The following is a 21,223-nucleotide window of genomic DNA, read 5'->3' on the forward strand; positions in this document are numbered from 1 at the left end:
TTATTAAGGGCTTTAAATTTTTAATATTGCAGGCGCATTAATTGCTTATACAATGTCTATCCTATCTGTACAAAATATAACAGTAAAAAGTCTTCAGCATACCTTGCTGAACAATCTATCACTGGTTGTAGAGCAAGGCCAGCACTGGATTTTAGTTGGAGCCAGCGGCTCGGGCAAAACAGTTTTGCTGAATACCCTGGCAGGCTTAATTAAACCCCTATCTGGCGCAATTGAGCTTGATGGTATAAGCAGCAAGCGCATTACACTGGTTACCTCCAAGCATCATTTTACTGATAAAACTAATACCAGTACAAATATGTACTACCAGCAACGATATAACTCGTCCGACTCGGACAATGCGCTAACTGTTGCCCAATTTTTGCAGAGTAAACAGCCGGAAAATGCTGAAAACAACCCGTGGACTATTGCCAAAGCGGTTACACTATTAAAGCTGGAATCATTACTTCACAAAGAAGTTATCAAACTATCTAACGGCGAAACCAAACGCATGCGCCTGGCCTCGGCCCTGCTTACCCATCCTCAAATCTTATTGCTTGACGACCCGCTATCTGGCCTCGACCACCAAACCCAGCATGATTTTGATGGTATATTACAAGAAATTATTGCAACAGGTATAACCATTATCATGTCGGGCAGCGGGTATGAAATTCCCTCGCCTGTTACCCACGTGGCTGTTTTGCAGCAGGGTACCATCACCAAAACATTAGCAGTTAAAGCTTATGAGCCCGAAAACGAACTACCAACTCAAAGCATAAACCGCGAAGCTTTAGAAACTTTAACTATCGGATACCCCGCATCGTCCTTTGAGTATATTGTTAAAATGAGCAACGTTGGCGTTAAGTATGATGAGCACGTTATACTCAACAACATCAACTGGCAGGTTAAACCCGGCGAACATTGGGCTTTATTTGGGCATAACGGTGCTGGTAAATCTACCTTACTGAGCTTAATTAACGGTGATAACCCTCAAGCTTACGCTAACAACATTGTACTCTTCGATAAAAAGCGTGGCACGGGTGAAAGCATTTGGGATATTAAACGCAAAACCGGCTTCTTATCTCCCGAGTTGTACCAGTATTTCCCTACCGATCAATCGGCCCTGCAAGTAATCGAATCTGGCTATTACGATACACAAGGCTTATTCAGGCCAAGCAATGTAGCCAGACAAGCCAAAGCTATGGAATGGCTTAAAGCGTTGGGTATTGACCAGTATGCCCGTCAACTAATCAAGCATATACCCGCCAGTGCACAACGCCTGTGCCTGCTGGCACGCGCATTAATTAAAGCCCCCGACCTGCTCATATTAGATGAACCATGCCAAGGGCTCGACAAACAGCAACGCCAGCATTTCAACCAGCTTATTGATGTTATAATGGCTAATACCGGCTGTGCACTCATTTATGTAACGCATTATGCCAATGAGTTACCCTCGTGCATTGATAAAGTGCTGGCTTTAAAAAATGGTGAAGTTGTGAGCATGGATGAGGTATAAGAATCCCATCACTATTATATCATATTAAGGCAAGAGTATAGCAACAATTGGCTTTATGGTAAATACAGGTTATCTTTGTACATGAATACTGCCGATTTGTTGCAACGCGCACTTCAGTTTGATTTTTTAAGCATTGAAGAAGGCGTTTATCTGTATCACAACGCAACCACCCCTGAATTGATGTATGTGGCGAACGAGCTTCGTAAAATTCAGGTTCCGCATGGTAAGGTTACCTGGCAAATTGACCGTAATGTAAACACTACTAACGTTTGTATAGCCAACTGTAAATTCTGTAACTTCTTTCGTCGTCCTGGTCATGAGGATAGCTATATTACCGATATTGAAACCTATAAAGTAAAAATCGAGGAAACGTTTCGCTTAGGAGGCGATCAGCTTTTACTGCAAGGTGGGCACCACCCCGATTTAGGTTTAGCGTTTTATACCGATCTTTTCAAACAACTAAAAGAACTCTACCCTACCCTAAAACTGCACTCTTTAGGTCCGCCCGAAATTGCGCACGTTTCAAAATTAGAAGGCATGAGCCATATTGATGTGCTTAGCGCCATGAAAGCCGCCGGTCTTGACTCACTGCCCGGTGCCGGTGCCGAGATACTTAACGACCGTGTTCGCCGACTGATTTCGAAAGGTAAGTGCGGTGGTAAAGAATGGCTGGATGTAATGCGTGCTGCCCATAAAATCAATCTGCCTACGTCAGCAACTATGATGTTTGGCCACGTGGAAACCATAGAAGAACGCTTTGAGCATCTGGTATGGATACGCGAGGTACAGTCTGAAAAACCTGAAGGCCATTATGGATTTACGGCATTTATACCTTGGCCTTTTCAGGATGATGGGACCTTATTGCGTAAAGTGCGTGGTATAACCAACAATGTAACCGGCGACGAATATTTACGCATGATTGCCTTGAGCCGCATTATGCTGCCTAACGTTAAAAACATACAGGCATCATGGCTAACCGTAGGTAAGCAGGTAGCCCAGCTATGTTTACATGCGGGCGCTAACGATTTTGGCTCTATCATGATCGAAGAAAACGTGGTATCGGCAGCTGGTGCCCCCCACCGCTTTACAGCACAAGGAATACAAAACTCAATTAAAGAAGCTGGTTTTGAGCCTCAACTACGTAACCAACGTTACGAGTGGCGCGAAATGCCAGAGCAGTTAGAAGAGCAGGTGATCAATTATTAATTGGCTATCTCAAAAGATCAATAAAAATAAAAGCAGCCCCAACCGAGGCTGCTTTTTTAACATAAGAACTTCAAAAAAATTACTTAACAAAGTTTAATAAGATGTTAAGCGCATCGGCAGTGGTCAATGGCTCATCAAATGCTTCGGTAGCAGCTTTTGAACCGGCAATGCCTGATAATTCGACACCAGCCTGGGCGGTAATTGCTTCATTAGCATAAATTGGATTGGTAGCTGCAGTTGCTTGTGATGTTACCGTAATACCACTGGCGGTAGTACCGTCGCCAGTTACCCATGAGCGGAAATTGGCCGGGGCACCCGCACGAGTTGCACGTAAACGACGTATATAAGCCGCGTGGCGAGCCTCAACCGAGTGAATATTTAATGCTGCAGTAAGCTCAACCTGGCGACCTTTTAAAAATCCAGCCTGGCCTTTGTAAGCACGAACGCCGGTATCTTCAAAGGCTTGTGATACAGCAAGGAAAATATCATAGTTACTAAATACGGCACTGAATGGGCCTGCCCCTGGAACCGTTCCCTTTGCATTGCCCGAAAAATCGTAGCTGGTAGAAAAAGTACCTACCGGTAAAGCAGTTGTTGTACGTGCTTTATTAGCAGCCGATTCGTTAGCCGAAGTTAATACGTTTCTCAGGAAAGTTACGTGATTATTCTCATCGGCCTGAATTAACTTGATTGCAGCTAAATCATTAGCGGGTATTAACAAAGTACCTGCGGTTGCACGGGCAACGGCGGTATTATAAAAAGTGGCTTCTATCAGCTCAGCAGTTAAAGCAAAGTTCAACACATCGGCAACCGAAGGTGTTGTAGTTTGCCCGTAAGCTTTTTTAAATAACGTGCCAAAAGCAAATGGTAAAGCGGCTACGGCCACTTTTGAACCAAAGCTTGTAATATTTTTTATAGCAGCGCGGCGCGGACTTATTCTGTCGGCAAATTCCGGATCGGCTGTCTGTATATCGTCTATGAGATTTAAAATATCCATGGTATTTTCTTGATAAGGTTAATATTAAGAGCCTAAACCTGTTGCGCTAAGGGTATAACCGGTAGCTATGAATGAATTGGCCAAAGGTAAAACCTGTGCCGGAGTCATTGATTTTTCTAAACCGTTTGACAAATCAACAACTGTTGAATCGGCAAAATTTAAACCCAGTAAATTGCGGATCAATGCAGCATGACGAGCCTCAACCGATACAATTTTACCTGCCAAAGTCAGGTAATTTACATCTTGAATAAGGTAACCAGCACCATTATAAGCAGCTACACCCAAATCTTCAAAAGTTTTGGCAGCACCTAATACCGCAGCCCTGTTTGAAAAATTGATGCTGGCAAAATTAGGTACCAACGCAGGAATAGCGTTGGTAGCCAATGCTTTTTTAAAAAACTCACGGTGTATAACCTCATGATCTCTAACCTCGGTTAGCAAGCCCAGTTCTTCTGAACTTATACCAGCATATGGAGTAGCTACTACCTGCGTGTAAAAAGCTGCTTCAAGTTGCTCTAAGGCGTACGCATAATTTAATACAGCAATATCTCCGGTTCCTAAATTATAATATTGTGTGCTGCTGGTGTCAATGTCTTCGTCCAATTTACTGCAAGCAGTAGTTGTTAAAACACCTGCCATTACTGCGCTTGCTCCGGCAAACCTCAGGAAGGAACGCCGCGCCATAGCTTGGCCCTCAAGAAAGTTTTCTTGTGTTGTTGTTTTCATAAGTAAGAAACTTGGTTAATTATTAGATTAGTTATATTGACAACTACGTCAAAAAATACACTTTGGTTTTAATGCAGGCAGTATATTTCTCACAACCCCACTGTTTTACATATATTTGAGTGATGCAACTGGAACAAAATATAGAGGCTTTGATATTTGCCTCTGAGCAAGGCATACGTATTGAGGAGATTATATATTGCCTGCAAGCCTCGCTAAATGCCGAAGTTGAAGAAGCTGATATAACGGCAGCCATACAGGCTATCAAACAAAAATACGAGGCCGATGCGCTGGCTATTGAACTGGTGAAAATTAATAACGGCTACCAGTTTTTAACCAAAAAAGCATATCACCAGATTATAAGTCAATTGCAGTTGCAACGTTCTAAAAAGAAACTGAGCCAGGCCGCGCTCGAAACTTTAGCCATTATAGCTTACAAGCAGCCGGTAACTAAATTAGAGATTGAGCAAATAAGGGGTGTAAACTGCGATTATTCGGTACAAAAACTTTTAGAAAAAGAGCTCATCAGCATTACGGGTAAGGCCGATACCGTAGGCAAACCCTTGTTATATGGCACCAGCAACCTTTTTGCCGATTATATGGGAATTCACAGTATAAACGAGCTTCCGTCATTAGCCGAGTTGAGTAATTCTACCAATACCATTGGTAATGAGCAGGAATAAATTTTTTGCAGGCTTTTGCTCAAATCGTTTTTTAATTATTTTTGGACTACAAACTATTGCAAAACGCTATATTTAAATATCGTTAAGGAACAGAATCACTAACAAAATAACATTCACCATGCAAACGCCCACACTTACTGCCGGCAAACGCGTTTCCCCTAAAAACGACTTTGCCAAAAAATCTGCCGAAGAGCCAGACGAGCAAGAAGAAATTAATGACACCAATGATTTTGATGATGACTTTGAAGATGATTCATTAGATGACCTGGATTATGATGAGGTTGATACTTTTGACGACGAAGAAGACGACGACGAAGATTTTTAATACGATCATCCTTAAAATCAAAATATTAACCAGCATCCGGTTTACTACCGGGTGCTTTTTTGTTATATGCCCTATCTTTGTTAAATGACTGTTACCCAAGTTGCCGGCAAGCGTACCCAACAGGCGTTTTTAGATACCGCTCGTATTATTTACCAAAACGACACTAATTTTATTTGTCCACTTGATGATGATATTGAAGCCGTATTCGACACTAAAAAAAATCCCTTTTTTGGCTTTGGAAAAGCCATACGCTGGATATTGACGGATGGCGATGGAAAACTTATTGGGCGGGTTGCAGCCTTCATTAACGAAAAAAAGGCATACAACTACGAACAGCCCACCGGCGGCATGGGCTTTTTTGAGTGTATTGATGATGAAAAAGCGGCATTCTTACTGTTTGATACCGCCAAAGCATGGCTGCAGCAAAACGGTATGCAGGCCATGGACGGCCCTATTAATTTTGGTGAAAACGATATGTTTTGGGGATTACTCATCGAGGGTTTTGTGCCGCAATCATACGGTATGAATTATAATCCGCCTTACTACAAAAAGTTTTTTGATGCCTACGGCTTTAAAACCCAGTACGAGCAAATTACCAATCACATTAGTGCTCATAAACCATTTCCCGATAGGTTTACCAAAATTGCCAATTGGGTGGCACAAAAACCCGGCTACAGGTTCGAGCATTTAAAGGCATCGGAAATTGAGAAGTTTGCGGCCGACTTTATGGAAATATACAATGATGCCTGGAAAGACTTTGAAAACTTTGTACCCATTAAGCGCGAAACTATTTTAGAAACATTCCGCAAAATGAAGATGATCATGGACGAGAACCTCATCTGGTTTTCGTACGTTGACGATGAGCCTGCCGCCTTTGTGGTAGTATTGCCCGATGCCAACCAAATGATCAAGGGTTTTAACGGCAAACTTACCCTGCTCAATAAGCTGCGTTTTGTATACAACAAGTGGAAAGGCGTAAGCCGCATGCGGGCCATTGTAATGGGCACCAAAACCAAGTTTCAAAAACACGGGCTTGAATCAGTTATGTTTATCAAACTAAAAGAATATGTACTACCCCTAAAGCAATACGACGAAATGGAACTCTCATGGGTGGGTGATTTTAATGACAAGATGATAGCCTTGCACGAAGCCATGGGTGGTGTTTTAGGCAAAAAACACGCTACTATGCGGTATATTTTTTAGTACCCATTTATGAATATTGAAAGGTTAATAGATGTTATTAAACAACAAGCTGAAATGTTCATGCTTGAAATTGGAGCATTTTATCCTTTTGCTACGGCAATTAATTCAAATAATGAAATTGTTCCTATTGGCGCTTATATAGAAGATAAAAACGACACCCCTGCATCTCAAGACATCATAAATCTACTTGAGAAAGGTATTTTTCATGAGATTAACAACGGCTATTACAGGATTGCAGCTATTGTAGTTGATATAACTATTACAAAAAAAACAGTTAATTATGATGCTATGCAAATTCGTTTCTACGAAAAGAACAATGCCTATAAAAAGCATTTTATCTATGTAATTAATAGTAATAATGTGATGTTTACCGAAGTACAGGAGTCGTTGTAAGTTACCTAAATTTACTATAATACAGTTTAAATCTGCTTTCAAAAAACTCAAAACTACCATAGCATTGGGACAGAACATCATAAGAGCTTTTGCCGTTATTAAGCATGTTGAGTATTTGCTTAATTAATTGCGGATTGGTTTTAATTATGTAATAAACAATGGCATAAGCTATGCTGTATTGCGCCGTTGCCTGGTCTTTTAAGTTCCAGGCAGCATTATTTGCAGGACTTAAAAACTGAGTAAGATTTAGCGTATTATCATTAACAAAACCTCCTACCTGCATAATCCTTCCTTTTTGCGGGTCAACATACACCCGGCCTTTTTCATCGAGGTACAATGATTCAAAGAAAGTAGAGAGACCCTCGTTTATCCATTTGGGTACACCGTAATAATTGTGGTAATGCATAAACAAGTGGCTTGCCTCATGCACAATTACATTCTGGTAATCATCGCCTTTATAAACATAGCATTCGCGTAATGCCCGAATAAAAGCCGGTTTTAGTAACGAGTGCATGCATCCCATCCCATACTTTTAAAAATTCGCTGCGGCTTTTGTAAAGGTTTATTACAACAGGAAGACTATCAGGAATGATCTTATCAAACAGGCCATTGTAAACAAAAGCCTCATACCTTACCAGTTTGGTAAGCGCAAGTGTATCTTCGGCAGCAAGTTTAAACCCATAGCATTTAATAACCAGTTTTTGCGCCTTGGCAGGAATTATAAAAAAGAGGCATAAAAAAACAGCCGGTAAAAATCTAATCAATTTTTTACCGGCTGATGCAACTTTAAGCTGTTGCTTTGCTTTGTCTAAGCTCTTCAAACAGCTCTATAACTTTTTTCTGGAGGTCAATAACTTCGGTTTCCCTATCCATCAGCTTCTTGTTAACGTTTTCAAGTTCGTTCAGGTACTTCTGCTCGTACTCGGCATCGTTAAAAGTAAGTAATTGCACTACTGACATTTCAAACAAATTAGCAATTTGCTCTAACCTTGACAGGTTGATGTCGGTTATACCCGTTTCAATTTTAGAAAATGCAGGTATGGAAATGTCGAGCCTTTTGGCTACATCTTCCTGACTCCATCCTTTTTGATGTCTTAACAATCTAATTTTTTTGCCCAGTGTTTTCATTTTTTAGTGTTAGGGGATGAGGGTTTCTCAATAGTTAATAAAGTTACAATAAAAATTTATATATTAAAAATCAATTATTTATTTAAAAATTTAGTAGATAATTCATTCAAATTAATTCCGCCAAAATTGCCAGAACTCATTAATAAAAGGTTTTTACCTGTTAAATCCTGTTGCTCCAGATAAGCGGCCAAATCCTGCTGTTGGTCAAAAAACAGCAGATCGGTGTTATCAAAAGCCGCCTTAACTACCTCGGCATCATAAGGTTCCATCTTTTTTTGTACAAACGTTTGTGCATCAATAAAAACAATGGCTTTGTCGGCCTCGTCCATACAACCGGCATACTCGCTCAAAAACTCTTTGTTTAGGCTGCTAAACGTGTGCAGTTCCATACAGGCTATTAACTCCCTGAACGGAAACTGCGTTTTAACCGCATTAATAGTAGCTTTTAACTTTGATGGAGAATGCGCAAAATCTTTATATATATTGGTTACTTCGTTTTTGCCCAACAGCTCCAGGCGGCGGGCGGCGCCTTTAAAAGTAACCATGCTGCTATAAAAACCATCGGCAGCAATTCCCAACGCTGCACATACAGAGCGGGCTGCCTCCATGTTTAGCAGGTTATGCTCACCAAAAACCTGTAAAGGATATTTCTTTTCGCCAATGTTTACCGATGTAATTCCGTTCACTACTTCATACTCCGGTAAATTGTAAGCTGTTTTAGTAACCGGCGATTGGTTATCTTCAACTAACTTTTTGAGCACATCATCGTTGCCAGCATAAAATACCGAGCCTTGCGGCTGAATGGTTTGTATAAATATTTCGAATTGGTGGATATAGTTTTCAAATGTAGGAAACACGTTGATGTGATCCCAGGCAATGCCGCTTATAATACCAATATTGGCCTTATATAAATGAAACTTAGGTCTGCGATCAATAGGTGATGACAGGTATTCGTCTCCTTCTATTACAATAAGCGGCGCATCGCTCAATTGTACCATGGTATCAAAACCTTCCAGCTGTGCCCCTACCAGGTAATCAAACTGCTTACCAGCGGCCTGCAGGGCATGCAGTATCATAGAAGTAATGGTGGTTTTACCATGGCTGCCACCAATTACCACACGTAATTTATCTTTAGATTGTTCGTAAACATACTCCGGGTACGAGTATATTTTGATGCCTTTTTGCTGCGCGGCTAATAATTCGGGGTTATCAACACGGGCATGCATACCTAAAATTACAGCATCAATATCATTGGTGATTTTTTCAGGATACCAACCGTTTTGTTCAGGCAATATTCCCTGTTTAGCCAAACGAGAAATGGAAGGCTCGAACAACACATCGTCTGATCCTGTAACTTCAAAACCCTTTTTATGTAAAGCAATAGCCAGGTTGTGCATTGCGCTGCCACCAATGGCTATAAAATGTACCTTCATGTAAAATGATAGCTTTTAATAAGCCGTTGCAAATAAAATCAAAAACTTCTAACAGAGCAAGTAATTTATTATGACGTTAATAAGTATAACCTTTATTAACACCTTATTTTTAAATTTTGACATATATAATGCCAATGTCATGGTTTATTTAATGTTGTTACGGGAATAAACAAAACATTACATTTGTACTGTAATAAATAAAATTACAGTATGACAGGGCGCTTTCAGATTGCGGTACATATATTTACGTTGCTACATGCGGCCGGAGACGAATATATATCATCAGATTATATTGCCGGCAGCGTAAATATTAACCCGGTACTCATACGTAAGGAATTAAGTTATTTACGCAATTTAGGGTTGATAGCCAGTAAGGAGGGAAAAAGCGGCGGATATACCTTGGGTAAAAGCGCGGGAACCATTACTATGGCCGATATTTATGAAGCAGTAATGGTCAATCCGGTTTTGGGTAAGGCTCGTAACCAGCCTAACCCTAAATGCCCCATTGGCCAACAAATTAGCAGTCACCTTAAAAATATGGATGCCGAACTTACCCGTGTGATCACAGAAAAGCTACGCAGGCAAACATTAGCTGAATTTTACAAACAATTTAACACTTAATATTTTTTAACGTAAACTGTAACATTTTAAATTACATTAATTATGAAAATTGCAATTATAGGCGCAACAGGTTTTGTTGGCCCCAAAGTAGTAGCAGAAGCATTAAACCGTGGATATGAGGTTACGGCATTTGCCCGCCAACCCGAAAAGCTCGAAATAGAAAACAGTAAGCTTACCAAACAAGCGGTTGATATTTATGATACCGATATACTGGCAAACCTGTTGGTTTGCCATGATGCGGTAATTAGTACCTTTAATGCTGGCTGGACCAACCCTAACCTGTACAACGACTTTTTGAACGGCTCACGTTCCATACAAGCGGCAGTTAAAAAAGCAGGCATAAAACGCTATTTAGTTGTAGGAGGAGCCGGAAGCTTACATACTGAACCCGGTGTACAACTGATAGACACTCCTCACTTCCCGGCTGAATACAAAGCAGGTGCCACCGCAGCCCGCGACTATTTAACCGAACTACGTACCGAGCAAGACCTGGACTGGACTTTTTTGAGCCCTGCAATTTTCCTGCACTCGGGCAAACGTACCGGTGTTTTCCGTTTAGGTACTGAGCAACCCGTATTTAATGCAGAAGGTAAAAGCGAAATTTCGGCAGAAGATTTGGCCGTTGCTTTGGTTGATGAAGTAAAAAAGAACGAATTCGTAAAAGCGAGGTTTACTTTGGGATATTAATCCTTTTCATATCATTGTAAACAATAATTGGCAATCTTGTTTCATATCAAAATGTGAGAAGATTGCCAATTAGCTATTGCTGCTCTTGATGGTGATAGAACGACACCAAACAAGCACTTAAAACAATAATCTTATTTACTTTACTCCTTTACAAACTTTGCCGCTACCCAATGATTACCGCTAACTTTATGGCTTTCATATTTTAAGCCAACCTTAGCGGCTTCTTCTTTTATAATAGCCAGATCCGGGGTTTCGTAAAAACCACTGAAGTAAATATGACCGCCGTCTTTAAGCACCTCGGCGTAACGGCCCATTTGGTCAATGAGGATGTTGCGATTAATATTGGCTAATATAAGGTCAAATTCTTCGTCGGGTATTTCTTCTTTTGAACCGCAAAGCACATGCATACCTTTAATGTGATTAAGCACTGCATTTTCGATAGTGCTTTTGTAGCATAGCATATCATAATCGATAGCTGTGAGGCTGCCTGCACCCAGCATACCTGCCAGTATAGCCAATATACCTGTACCGCAACCCATATCCAGCACCTTTAAGCCTTCAACTGGGTTTTCGAGCATGGTTTCCATCATGAGGCAGGTTGTGTCATGATGACCGGTACCAAAAGCCATTTTAGGATCGATAACTATTTCATACGGAAACTCGGGTTTTGCCTCGTGAAAAGTAGCGCGTACCCTAATTTTATCACCCAGTTCAATAGGCTTAAAATTGCTTTCCCAAACCTCGTTCCAATTGCGCTGTGGTATTAGGTTAACCTCGTACGAAAAACTAACCATATCGCTGTAAAACTCCAATCGCTCGTCAACCTCTGCCTTATCAAAGTTTTCAGACGGTATGTAAGCCTTAAACCCAAAATCCGTTTCCTCAAAGGTATCAAAACCCAAACTTGCCAATTCATCAATCAGCAAATCCTTGTGATGTTCTTCGGCATCTAAAATGGTAAATAACAGCTCGTAATAATTCATAATTGGTTGTGGTGAATGGTGAATAGATAGTAGTGAGTGGTGAGTAAAACAGGCTAACTTTTGGCAACCATTCAACTACTCACCATTCACTACTCACTAACTTAATTAAACACTTTCACGATGTCCAAAAAGTCGCGCGACTTTAATGATGCACCGCCTATAAGGCCGCCGTCAATATCCGGTTGGGCAAACAGTTCTGGTGCATTTTTAGGGTTAGCGCTTCCGCCATATAAAATGGTGGTATCATCGGCCACTTCTTGTCCGTATTTAGCGGCAAGTTCGGCACGTATGAAAGCGTGGATTTCCTGTGCCTGGTCTGAGGTTGCGGTTTTACCGGTACCAATAGCCCAAACAGGTTCGTAGGCAAGAACAACCTGGCCAAATTGTTCGGCACTAAGGTGATACAGGCCTTCTTGCAGCTGGGTTTTAATTACGTCGAAGTATTGATTTGCTTCGCGCTCATCCAAAGTTTCGCCTATGCAAAAAATTGGTTTTAAGCCGTTAGCTAATACAGTATCAGTTTTTTTAGCCAGTAACTCGTTGTTTTCGCCAAAATACTGGCGGCGTTCTGAGTGACCTAAAATTACATAAGCTGCACCGGTAGATTTAATCATTTTGGCCGATGTTTCGCCGGTAAAAGCACCCGACTCATTTTGATGAGCATTTTGTGCGCCAATGGCAATTTTATCATAACCTTTGGCTAATTGTGCCAGGCTATGCAAGTGGATGAACGGCGAGCAAACTACGGCTTGCTGCTGGCCGGTAATTTCATCTTTCACCATGTTTACAATTTCCGAAAAAAGCGCTAAGCCCTCATTGTAATCCATGTTCATTTTCCAGTTGCCGGCAACTATTTTTTTTCTCATGATGTTAAAATTTCCTGTATGGTTGGGTTAAATTAAATATGTCTTGCAGTAATTGTTTTTCAGTCTCGTCAAGCTTACGGTCGCGGCGGGCATATACACGCTCAATGGTTTCAAACATTTTATCGGGTCTGTAAACCTCCAACCCGCTCGAACCTCCCCATGAAAAATCAGGTACAAAATTATCCGGGTATCCTCCACCAAAAACATTGGCGCTTACCCCCACTACAGTACCTGTATTGAACATGGTGTTAATACCACATTTAGCATGATCGGCCATTATAAGTCCGCAAAACTGCAAACCTGTTTTGCGGTAACCATCTAACAAATAATCCCATAATTTTACCTCGCTATAGTTATTTTTCAGGTTCGAATTATTAGTATCGGCACCAAAGTTACACCACTCACCCACTACCGAATTGCCTAAATATCCTTCGTGCCCCTTCGAAGAATTACCCCAAAGTACCGAGTTGTTGATCTCGCCACCTACGCGGCAATACGGACCAATAGTAGTTGCACCATAAATTTTAGCGCCCATCTTTACCTGCGAATTATTACACAGCGCAAATGCACCACGTATGTTCACACCTTCCCAAACTTCGCTGTTTTGGCCAATGTAAATGGGGCCGTTTTTAGTATTTAAGTTAGAACATTCTGCAACAGCTCCTTCTTCAGCAAATAAATCTTCACCAATAATAGTATTGGTAGAGCTGATAGTAGCACTGCTACGCCCCTTGGTAATCAATTGAAAATCGCGGCGCAGTTCAATATCGTTTTTCCTAAAAATATCTTCGGGGTGGCGTACACTTATTAAGGCACGTTCATGCTGATGTACACGGTCAAACTTTTGCCCGGGGTTAAACCTCAGGGCATCGCTTTCGCCAAGGCGTACGGCAATGAGCATATCGCGGTAATAAAGCGAATCGCCTGTTTGAAGTTTATCTATGCTTTCCAGCAAATACTCATCGGGGCAAACCGATCCGTTAATGAAAATATTATCGGCAGCTATCTCAATGGCAAACATACCATGCAGATAAGGCTGGGTATGGTACGAATAAGTAGTTTTAAGATGCCTGGCCCATTTTTCGGCAATGGTGAGTATGCCTATGCGCAAACTGGCCACCGGCCGGGTAAAGGTTAATGGCCTTAAGCTGAAGTGGGCATTATCGTCGAACAGAATTAAAGGCATAGGCCAAAAATAAAAAAGTCTCCCGATGTATCAGGAGACTTTTGAATATTTATCGCAGAGTTGATTACTTTTTAGCGTAACGGGTACGGAATTTATCGATACGTCCCGCAGTATCAACCAGTTTCATTTTACCGGTATAGAACGGGTGTGAAGTGTGCGAAATCTCTAATTTCACTAATGGATACTCATTGCCGTCTTCCCATTTAATGGTCTCACGGGTATCAATGCATGATTTAGTGATAAAAGAATATTCGTTAGACATATCTTTGAAAACCACTAATCTATAGTTTGATGGATGCAGGTCTTTTTTCATCTTGTTTTACTTTCCTTTCAAAAGAGGTGCAAATATAGCAATTCAATATTAATATTAAAACAGCAGTTCAATTTATTTTCAACAATTTTCATAAGCTTCGCTTTAGTTTAAAATCCTATGCCCATTCGCCTCCGTATGCAGTATTCATTATCAAATAATAAATCAAACAATGAGTACTCCTTCCTTTCTAACTGATAAAAACCGACAGGTGCAGTGTAAGGTATAAATTGCCCTGCTTTTCTGTTTAGTAAAAAAGTATGTTTTGCAAATTTATAATCAGACAACATTAGCAATACTGCTTCATAAATAAAATTAACCATTACTTCATCAGGGTCCTGGGTTTTGTCTGCTGCCGAAAGCAAATTCACCAATACCGGATGTGCCAGTTGGTGTAAATCTTTATTGGCTATAATGCTTTCTTCATGGTAAATAGTAAAGTATGGGCAAAGCAATGAAATTTTTATTTTAATATAATGCGCCACTGCACGTTCTGGCTGCTGTTCGCAGTTCAGCATAATTGTAATAGCAATTGAAGGAAATTTTCGGTTCCGTTCAATTTTCACATGGAGGTTAGGAAAATTTTGTTCTATAGCCTGGCGAAGTTGATCAGCTTCATAATATGCCTTATCTATAAATAACTTATTTTCAAGCAATTCATTTATAAGTTTATAATCATCCAGTTCGTAATCGCCGGAATAATAATGCTCAATTACGCTTTTGAGCTCTTCATAATTGTGATTAATAATCATGTATGTTATATTATTAAAATTCAGGTTTATTTTACAGTCTGCAAAATAAACTTACATCATAACATCAAAGTATATTTTATTACTAATGGAGATTATTTAACAGCTCTTTCGAAAATAATTTTAAGCAACAAAAAAAGTTTATAAACTTTAACGGCAAAACGGCGCAATTTGCGTCCGTTGTATTAGCTGACGTTTATATTTTGCATGTTAAATTTCTGGAAAAAGTTAATTGGCGACGAAGCAATCTATCCGCTCGAAGTAAGAATTTTTCATGCGGTTTGCCTTGCACTCATGGTGAGCATTGCCATTAATGTGCCCATTGCCCTTTACATGCATATACCGCAACTGGCTGTATTATTAACCATGGTGGTTGGCTTTGCCGGTTTTTTGTACTATATCTCCCGAATAAAAGGCTTATATAAATATTGTGTAATTATATTTCAAGTATTTGTAAATATATCACTGGTTGTTAACTACTATTATAACTCGGGTATTGGTGGGCCTACCTATACTATCTTCTTGCTTGCATTTTTAGTAACCGTAGCCACCACACCACCAAAGCAATATGCAATATGGCTAACTGTTAATGTATTCCTTATTTTATCATTAATTACTTTAGAATACCGGCAACCCGGCTTTATCAAAATAACCTATCCCAATAAAGAGAGCGCGTACCTGGACATGGTAGTATCATACGTTATTATTGCAGGTTTTGCTTTTTTAGTTACAGGTTTTATACGCAAGGGTTATAACCGCCAGCGCGAGGAATTGATGGCCAAATCAAGAGCTTTGGAAGAAGCCAATACCACAAAGAATAAGCTATTATCGGTTTTGGGGCACGATTTAAAAGAACCGTTGGCTGCTTTACAATTTTACCTGCAGATACTTGCCGAAGGTGATTTGGATGAAACCGAACGTAAAGAAATTAAAAGCCAGTTGCTGGCCATGACGCGCAGCGCATCAGTTATGCTAAGTAATGTGCTCACATGGTCTAAAGGGCAAATGCAGCATCTCAACCCCAATCTGGAAAACTTAAACGTAAAAGAGACCCTCGCACATGTGATTGAGCTGGCAGCCAACATCAGCCGCGAAAAACAACTTACTTTTGAGGTAGACATTCCGGACTATGCGTGCATTCAGGCCGATAGCCACATGCTCGAACTTATTGTACGTAACCTGTTGATGAATTCCATAAAGTTCACCCCGGCAAATGGTATAATACATTTATCGGCAAAGCACATTGGGGATCAGTGCATCATACATGTTAAAGACACCGGGGTGGGTATACCTCCGCATATCCAGCAACAAGTTTTTTCGTTGGATATTAAACCCCACTCGGGTACCCGGCAGGAAAAAGGCTCAGGACTTGGACTTGTGTTATGCCACGAATTTACTGCGGCGCAGGGTGGCAGCATCACTTTTAATAGTGCTCCCACCACTGGTACAACATTTTATTTATCGTTGCCGGCAGCAGTATTAAATGAGGATTTAGCACCGGCCATAACCCACGAAACGGTTATCAAAACAGAGCCTTACAATTTTTAACATTACTTTTCAGGCAAATTTACCCGCTTATTACTTACATTTGCATCGCTTTTGGTTTCCGCAGCACCGCTCTACGGAATTAAAAGGGAATCTGGTGCAAATCCAGAACTGTCCCGCAGCTGTAAGTTCTAATATAAACTGAGGTCCATTCTTTAGTCACTGTGCGCCACCGCGCATGGGAAGACGGGCCAAGGGGAACAAGTCAGAATACCTGCCTCGAGCATTTATAATTCATAGCTTTCGTGGATTGAAGCTGGATGGAGATACTTTTCGTGATTTTCATTTGTAGTGTACAATTTTCGGTATGCTGTGGGTATTAACTCACAACACACATGGAATTAACCGGGCTTTACGCGCATTGGCGTACAGGCTTTGCTGTAATTTTTAAATATATTGCCGCCATTTTGGTTGCAATGGCTTGTTGCTGCCTTACAATTAAGGCTCAAGACACAGCCAAAGTACACCAACTCAGAGAGGTACAAGTTTCGCAGCGCCTTAACACTTTACCGGCCTCTTCGCCTACCCCGTCACAAATACTCAAAGGTGCTGCTTTAGAGCGTCTGAACAGCCTTAGTGTTGCCGATGCTATACGCTATTTCTCTGGAGCACAATTGAAAGATTACGGCGGTGTGGGCGGTTTAAAAACTGTGGATATACGCAGTTTAGGCAGTAGCCAAACAGCCGTGTTTTACGACGGCATACAATTGGGCAACGCGCAAAACGGGCAGGTTGATCTGAGCAAGTTATCTATGGATAATATTGGTGGTATTGAATTGTACAATGCTCAAAAAAGCACCATTTTTCAACCTGCCCGCGGATTGGCATCCGGCAGCTCAATTTATTTAAACACCAGGGAACCCACTTTTCTACCTGGAAAAAGTAATTTACTTAAAGCCAGTTTCAGGGGCGGATCAATGGGGTTGATCAATCCATCGGCACTATGGCAGCACCAAATAAGCAACAGCGTTTATAGCTCGGTAAGTACCGAATATACCCGCTCAAACGGCCGCTATAAATTCAGGTATACCAATGGGGTTTATGACACTACCGCCATACGCAACAATGGAGATATAGATGCGTTACGGGTGGAAGCCGGCTTAAATGGCCGGTTGGCAGATAGTTCATCATGGTCGGTTAAAGCCTATTTGTATAATTCCGAACGCGGCTTGCCGGGAGCAATTATTGAAAACCGGTTCGATTATAACCAGCGCGAGTGGGACCGCAACATCTTCGTTCAATCGCGTTATGAGATGCGTGGCAAGGTTTACAGCCTGATGCTGAATGCCAAATACGCCAATGATTATATGCGTTACCTCAACCCCGATATTGTTACCACGGAGGGTTTTTCTAACAGTCGTTATCATCAACATGAGGTTTATATTTCGGCGGCTAATCGGTTAAAAATCAACTCATTTTGGAGTGTAGTGCTATCTGCCGATTATCAGCGCAACACCATGCAGTCTAACATTTTCAGGTTTAGCTATCCTACACGTAACCTGCTGCTTAGCGCGTTAGCAACTCAACTTAAATGGAGCCGGTTAAATGTACAGGCCAACATACTGGGCACCTTTGTTAAAGAGAGTACCGAACTTTATCAATCGGCCAATAACCGCACCAAATATACACCTGCTGTTATGGGGTCGTGGCAACCATTTGCAAGCCCCGATTTTCATGTGCGGGGGTTTTACAAGAGTATTTATCGCTTGCCTACTTTCAACGAGTTGTATTACACCTTTGTAGGCCAGGCTAACCTGCGTCCTGAATATAGCCGACAATTGGATGCCGGGATCACATACCAACGGTTTTTAACTGGTAAACTACTCAGGCACATCAGCATACAAACTGATGCTTATTATAACCGCGTTAACGATAAAATTATAGCCGTACCCAGCCTTAACCTGCAACGCTGGCGTATGGAAAACGTTAGCCGGGTTAACATTAAGGGGCTGGAAACCAATATACAATCAGGCTGGTATTTTAACCAAAAAGTTTTGCTTAATGCCGGAGTAAGTTACACCTATCAGCAGGCTATTGATGCTACCGATGGTTCGCTCAAAAATCAGCAAATTCCTTATGTGCCTGTTCATAGCGGATCGGTGCTTGCGGGTATACAGTGGCAAAAGTTTGCCTTTAATTACAGCTTTATTTATACGGGCGACCGGTACAATCAAAAAGCCAATATACCTGAAAATTATGTACAACCCTGGTACACGCATGATGTATCGGCTTCGTGGAATACGCCGTGGCAGCAACACCAGCTTAAACTGGGTATCGATATAAATAACCTGTTTAACCAATACTACGATGTAATTACCAACTTCCCTATGCCGGGGCATTACTATCGTTTTAAACTAAGTTTTACCATTTAAAGCCTGACATGAAGAACTTAACATACCACTATATCCTGTTTGCTGGTGCATTATTTACCCTGCTGGTTTCATCATGCCGTAAAGATGCAAAGCCTGACGAGGAGCAAACGCAAACTATTTTTACACCTACCCCAACAAGCACGGTTAAAGGTTTTTACCTGCTTAATGAGGGCAATTTAAACATGAACAAGGCTTCGCTGGATTTTGTGGATTACACCACCGGCATTTACCGTAAAAACATTTACAGTACCGCTAACCCCGAAGTTGGCCGTGGATTAGGCGATGTGGGTAATGATATTGCAATATATGGTTCTAAACTGTACGTGGTGGTTAACAACTCTAACAAAGTTGAGGTACTTAATGCTAAAACCGGCAAACGCATTAGCCAAATTAACCTGGTTAACTGCCGTTACATAACCTTCCACAACAATAAAGCTTACGTAAGCACTTATATGAGTGCTGTGGGTGCAACCAACGCCGCCAATGGCATAGTGGCTCAAATTGACACCACTACCCTACTCATTGAACGCCAGGTAACCGTTGGCCGCCAGCCCGAAGAGATGGCTTTGGTAGGCAATAAACTCTATGTAGCTAATTCGGGGGGCTATAGTCCGGCTAATTATGAGCGTACAATATCGGTTATTGATTTAACCACGTTTACCGAAACCAAACGCATTGATGTTGCCATTAACCTGGGCTCACTAAAAGCCGACCAGTACGGCGATCTGTATGTGATTTCACAAGGCGACTACCTGAGCATTCAGCCTAAATTATTGGTTATTGATACGCAAACCGAACGTGTTAAAGCAACCTTCGATATACCTGTACGAACTATTCATATAGATGCCGACCGCCTGTATGCCATTAGTACCAACGGACAAAAGTTTGCTTACAACATAATCAACATACAAAACGAAACCCTGCTAAATCAAAGCTACATAACAGATGGTACCGACAGTCAAATTACGCAGCCTTATGGCCTTACAGTAAATCCTGTTACCAAAGAGGTTTTGTTAACCGACGCCAGGGATTACGTTACCCAGGGCACCCTGTATTGTTTTGGCACCGATGGCCGCAAAAAATGGAGCGTAACTACCGGAGATATACCCGCACACTTTGCATTTACATTTTAACATATATACATTAATTCCAACTTAAAAAATGAAAACAAACTTACTACGCAGCTCAAAACTTAGCTGGCTTATACTTACAAGCCTTGTTGTACTGGCATCATGCTCAAAAGACGATGAACTACCAACCGATGCAGATATTGAAAGCACTACGGGTATTTACGTGCTCAGCGAAGGCTCATTTGGTGCAGGTAACGGCGATATTGCCTACTACAATATAAAAACCGGCACGGCCGAAAAAAACTATTACAAAAAAGTAAATGGCACCGATTTAGGCGAGACACCTAACGATTTACAACGCTATGGCAGCAAAATGTACTGTGTTGTAAGTGGCATTGATGGCCAGCCTAAATCATTTGTTGATATAATGAATATCAACACCGGTAAAACTATTAAACGTATATCATTCAATTCGGGTAATAATGGCTATTTACCACGTTATGTTGCTTTTTATCAGGGTAAGGCTTATGTATCGCGCTATGATGGCAAAATAAGCCGTGTCGATACCGCAAGCCTTAATATTGATGCAGAACTTGACCTTAAAGCTAATTACCTGGAAGGTGTGGCAGTAGCTAATGGCAAACTTTACGTAGCCAATTCAGATTATAAGCTTTCGGGGGTGAATAAGGTTTCGGTTGTCAATCTGAACTCATTTACAAAAACTACGGATATTACAGTAGCTCAAAACCCAACTAAAATATCGGCAGCTGCCAATGGTAATGTATATGTTATTTGCCAAGGTAATTATACCAATATACCAGCTGAAATAAACTTGATCAACAGTGTTACCGATACTAAAACATCATTAAATACTATAAAAGGCGTTGATTACGGTACATCGTTAAGTATTGCTGGCAATGGCGGGTTTATTGCCCTTACCAACACATCAACTTTTGCATCTGAAGTTAAATCGTTTAGTGCTGTTACATCAACCGTGGGCAACAACTTAATCACTGATGGCACAAACGTAGGTTTGCTATATGGCTTAACTTTCGACAATTTTAGTGGTGGGGCTGTGGTGACTGATGCTGTAAGCTACACCAGCACCTCGGGTAAAGCTTATTTTTATAATTACATGGGCAAAAGGCTGCTAAGTTTTGACACTGCGGTTAATCCTAAATCGGCCGTATTTGTGTATTCGTACAAAAAATAACATTCACCTAAATAACA

The 21,223-nt window shown here is 41.1% G+C and carries 23 protein-coding genes and 1 riboswitch; of the genes, 12 read left to right on the forward strand and 11 right to left on the reverse strand.

What is annotated here, in order from left to right:
* The first annotated feature begins 52 nt into the window (after positions 1-52).
* Together QE417_RS04460 and mqnC are read left to right on the forward strand one after the other, a co-directional pair.
* Entirely contained in the window at positions 53-1,513 is a 1,461-nt protein-coding gene (locus tag QE417_RS04460; RefSeq protein WP_311947792.1) for an ATP-binding cassette domain-containing protein, read from the forward strand.
* 81 nt (positions 1,514-1,594) lie between these two features.
* The gene (gene mqnC, locus QE417_RS04465) at positions 1,595-2,719 is read left to right on the forward strand and encodes a cyclic dehypoxanthinyl futalosine synthase (protein ID WP_311947793.1); all 1,125 of its coding nucleotides are present in this window, start codon (positions 1,595-1,597) and stop codon (positions 2,717-2,719) included.
* Between the two features lie 79 nt (positions 2,720-2,798).
* Here mqnC and QE417_RS04470 read toward each other — a convergent pair whose 3' ends face one another.
* Together QE417_RS04470 and QE417_RS04475 are read right to left on the reverse strand one after the other, a co-directional pair.
* Entirely contained in the window at positions 2,799-3,716 is a 918-nt protein-coding gene (locus QE417_RS04470) for a ferritin-like domain-containing protein (protein WP_311947794.1), read from the reverse strand.
* A gap of 24 nt (positions 3,717-3,740) precedes the next feature.
* Positions 3,741-4,442, reverse strand: coding sequence for a ferritin-like domain-containing protein (locus QE417_RS04475; RefSeq protein WP_311947796.1), 702 nt, complete (start codon positions 4,440-4,442; stop codon positions 3,741-3,743).
* Positions 4,443-4,564: 122 nt separating this feature from the next.
* On the opposite strand from QE417_RS04475, the gene scpB reads away from it, so the two are divergent.
* From scpB to QE417_RS04495, 4 genes are all read left to right on the forward strand, one after another.
* Positions 4,565-5,122, forward strand: a complete 558-nt coding sequence (gene scpB / locus QE417_RS04480) for an SMC-Scp complex subunit ScpB (protein WP_311947798.1) — start codon at positions 4,565-4,567, stop codon at positions 5,120-5,122.
* Positions 5,123-5,240: 118 nt separating this feature from the next.
* On the forward strand, positions 5,241-5,447 hold the full coding sequence (locus QE417_RS04485) for a hypothetical protein (RefSeq protein ID WP_311947799.1): 207 nt from the start codon (positions 5,241-5,243) through the stop codon (positions 5,445-5,447).
* 84 nt (positions 5,448-5,531) lie between these two features.
* A complete protein-coding gene (locus QE417_RS04490; protein ID WP_311947801.1) occupies positions 5,532-6,650 on the forward strand; it encodes a GNAT family N-acetyltransferase in 1,119 nt (372 codons plus the stop codon).
* 9 nt (positions 6,651-6,659) lie between these two features.
* Positions 6,660-7,043 carry a hypothetical protein gene (locus QE417_RS04495; RefSeq protein WP_311947802.1) on the forward strand — a complete coding sequence of 128 codons (384 nt, stop codon included), beginning with the start codon at positions 6,660-6,662 and terminating at the stop codon, positions 7,041-7,043.
* Between the two features lies 1 nt (position 7,044).
* On the opposite strand, the gene QE417_RS04500 is transcribed toward QE417_RS04495, so the two are convergent.
* The 4 genes from QE417_RS04500 to QE417_RS04515 form a co-directional block, all read right to left on the reverse strand.
* On the reverse strand, positions 7,045-7,566 hold the full coding sequence (locus QE417_RS04500; protein ID WP_311947803.1) for a DUF1570 domain-containing protein: 522 nt from the start codon (positions 7,564-7,566) through the stop codon (positions 7,045-7,047).
* The gene (locus QE417_RS04505) at positions 7,499-7,864 is read right to left on the reverse strand and encodes a hypothetical protein (protein WP_311947804.1); all 366 of its coding nucleotides are present in this window, start codon (positions 7,862-7,864) and stop codon (positions 7,499-7,501) included. Before QE417_RS04505 ends, QE417_RS04500 begins: the two co-directional genes overlap by 68 nt.
* Positions 7,830-8,171, reverse strand: a complete 342-nt coding sequence (locus tag QE417_RS04510; RefSeq protein WP_157539324.1) for a helix-turn-helix domain-containing protein — start codon at positions 8,169-8,171, stop codon at positions 7,830-7,832. The genes QE417_RS04505 and QE417_RS04510 overlap by 35 nt, the downstream gene beginning before the upstream one ends.
* Positions 8,172-8,245: 74 nt before the next feature.
* Positions 8,246-9,604: a UDP-N-acetylmuramate--L-alanine ligase gene (locus tag QE417_RS04515; RefSeq protein WP_311947805.1), complete on the reverse strand. Its 1,359-nt coding sequence runs from the start codon at positions 9,602-9,604 to the stop codon at positions 8,246-8,248.
* A gap of 210 nt (positions 9,605-9,814) precedes the next feature.
* Here QE417_RS04515 and QE417_RS04520 point away from each other — a divergent pair, with 210 nt between their 5' ends.
* A complete protein-coding gene (locus QE417_RS04520; protein WP_311947806.1) occupies positions 9,815-10,225 on the forward strand; it encodes an Rrf2 family transcriptional regulator in 411 nt (136 codons plus the stop codon).
* A gap of 42 nt (positions 10,226-10,267) precedes the next feature.
* A complete protein-coding gene (locus QE417_RS04525; RefSeq protein ID WP_311947807.1) occupies positions 10,268-10,912 on the forward strand; it encodes an NAD(P)-dependent oxidoreductase in 645 nt (214 codons plus the stop codon).
* A gap of 140 nt (positions 10,913-11,052) precedes the next feature.
* Here QE417_RS04525 and prmA read toward each other — a convergent pair whose 3' ends face one another.
* The 5 genes from prmA to QE417_RS04550 all read right to left on the reverse strand — a co-directional run bounded on the left by prmA (position 11,053) and on the right by QE417_RS04550 (position 15,009).
* The gene (gene prmA / locus QE417_RS04530; RefSeq protein ID WP_311947808.1) at positions 11,053-11,895 is read right to left on the reverse strand and encodes a 50S ribosomal protein L11 methyltransferase; all 843 of its coding nucleotides are present in this window, start codon (positions 11,893-11,895) and stop codon (positions 11,053-11,055) included.
* A 101-nt stretch (positions 11,896-11,996) separates the two neighbouring features.
* The gene (gene tpiA, locus QE417_RS04535) at positions 11,997-12,761 is read right to left on the reverse strand and encodes a triose-phosphate isomerase (RefSeq protein WP_311947809.1); all 765 of its coding nucleotides are present in this window, start codon (positions 12,759-12,761) and stop codon (positions 11,997-11,999) included.
* 4 nt (positions 12,762-12,765) lie between these two features.
* Entirely contained in the window at positions 12,766-13,947 is a 1,182-nt protein-coding gene (locus QE417_RS04540; RefSeq protein ID WP_311947810.1) for a putative sugar nucleotidyl transferase, read from the reverse strand.
* A gap of 64 nt (positions 13,948-14,011) precedes the next feature.
* A complete protein-coding gene (locus tag QE417_RS04545; protein ID WP_311947811.1) occupies positions 14,012-14,260 on the reverse strand; it encodes a type B 50S ribosomal protein L31 in 249 nt (82 codons plus the stop codon).
* 107 nt (positions 14,261-14,367) lie between these two features.
* Entirely contained in the window at positions 14,368-15,009 is a 642-nt protein-coding gene (locus tag QE417_RS04550) for a hypothetical protein (protein WP_311947812.1), read from the reverse strand.
* A 204-nt stretch (positions 15,010-15,213) separates the two neighbouring features.
* Here QE417_RS04550 and QE417_RS04555 point away from each other — a divergent pair, with 204 nt between their 5' ends.
* From QE417_RS04555 to QE417_RS04570, 4 genes are all read left to right on the forward strand, one after another.
* Positions 15,214-16,554 carry a sensor histidine kinase gene (locus QE417_RS04555; RefSeq protein WP_311947813.1) on the forward strand — a complete coding sequence of 447 codons (1,341 nt, stop codon included), beginning with the start codon at positions 15,214-15,216 and terminating at the stop codon, positions 16,552-16,554.
* Between the two features lie 35 nt (positions 16,555-16,589).
* Positions 16,590-16,787, forward strand: a riboswitch (cobalamin riboswitch).
* A gap of 99 nt (positions 16,788-16,886) precedes the next feature.
* Positions 16,887-18,923, forward strand: a complete 2,037-nt coding sequence (locus QE417_RS04560; protein WP_311947814.1) for a TonB-dependent receptor plug domain-containing protein — start codon at positions 16,887-16,889, stop codon at positions 18,921-18,923.
* Positions 18,924-18,931: 8 nt separating this feature from the next.
* On the forward strand, positions 18,932-20,056 hold the full coding sequence (locus QE417_RS04565) for a YncE family protein (RefSeq protein WP_311947815.1): 1,125 nt from the start codon (positions 18,932-18,934) through the stop codon (positions 20,054-20,056).
* A 28-nt stretch (positions 20,057-20,084) separates the two neighbouring features.
* On the forward strand, positions 20,085-21,206 hold the full coding sequence (locus tag QE417_RS04570) for a YncE family protein (RefSeq protein WP_311947816.1): 1,122 nt from the start codon (positions 20,085-20,087) through the stop codon (positions 21,204-21,206).
* Positions 21,207-21,223 lie beyond the last annotated feature (17 nt).

This window comes from Mucilaginibacter terrae, from assembly GCF_031951985.1.
In the GTDB taxonomy this organism is placed as follows: Bacteria; Bacteroidota; Bacteroidia; order Sphingobacteriales; family Sphingobacteriaceae; genus Mucilaginibacter; species Mucilaginibacter terrae_A.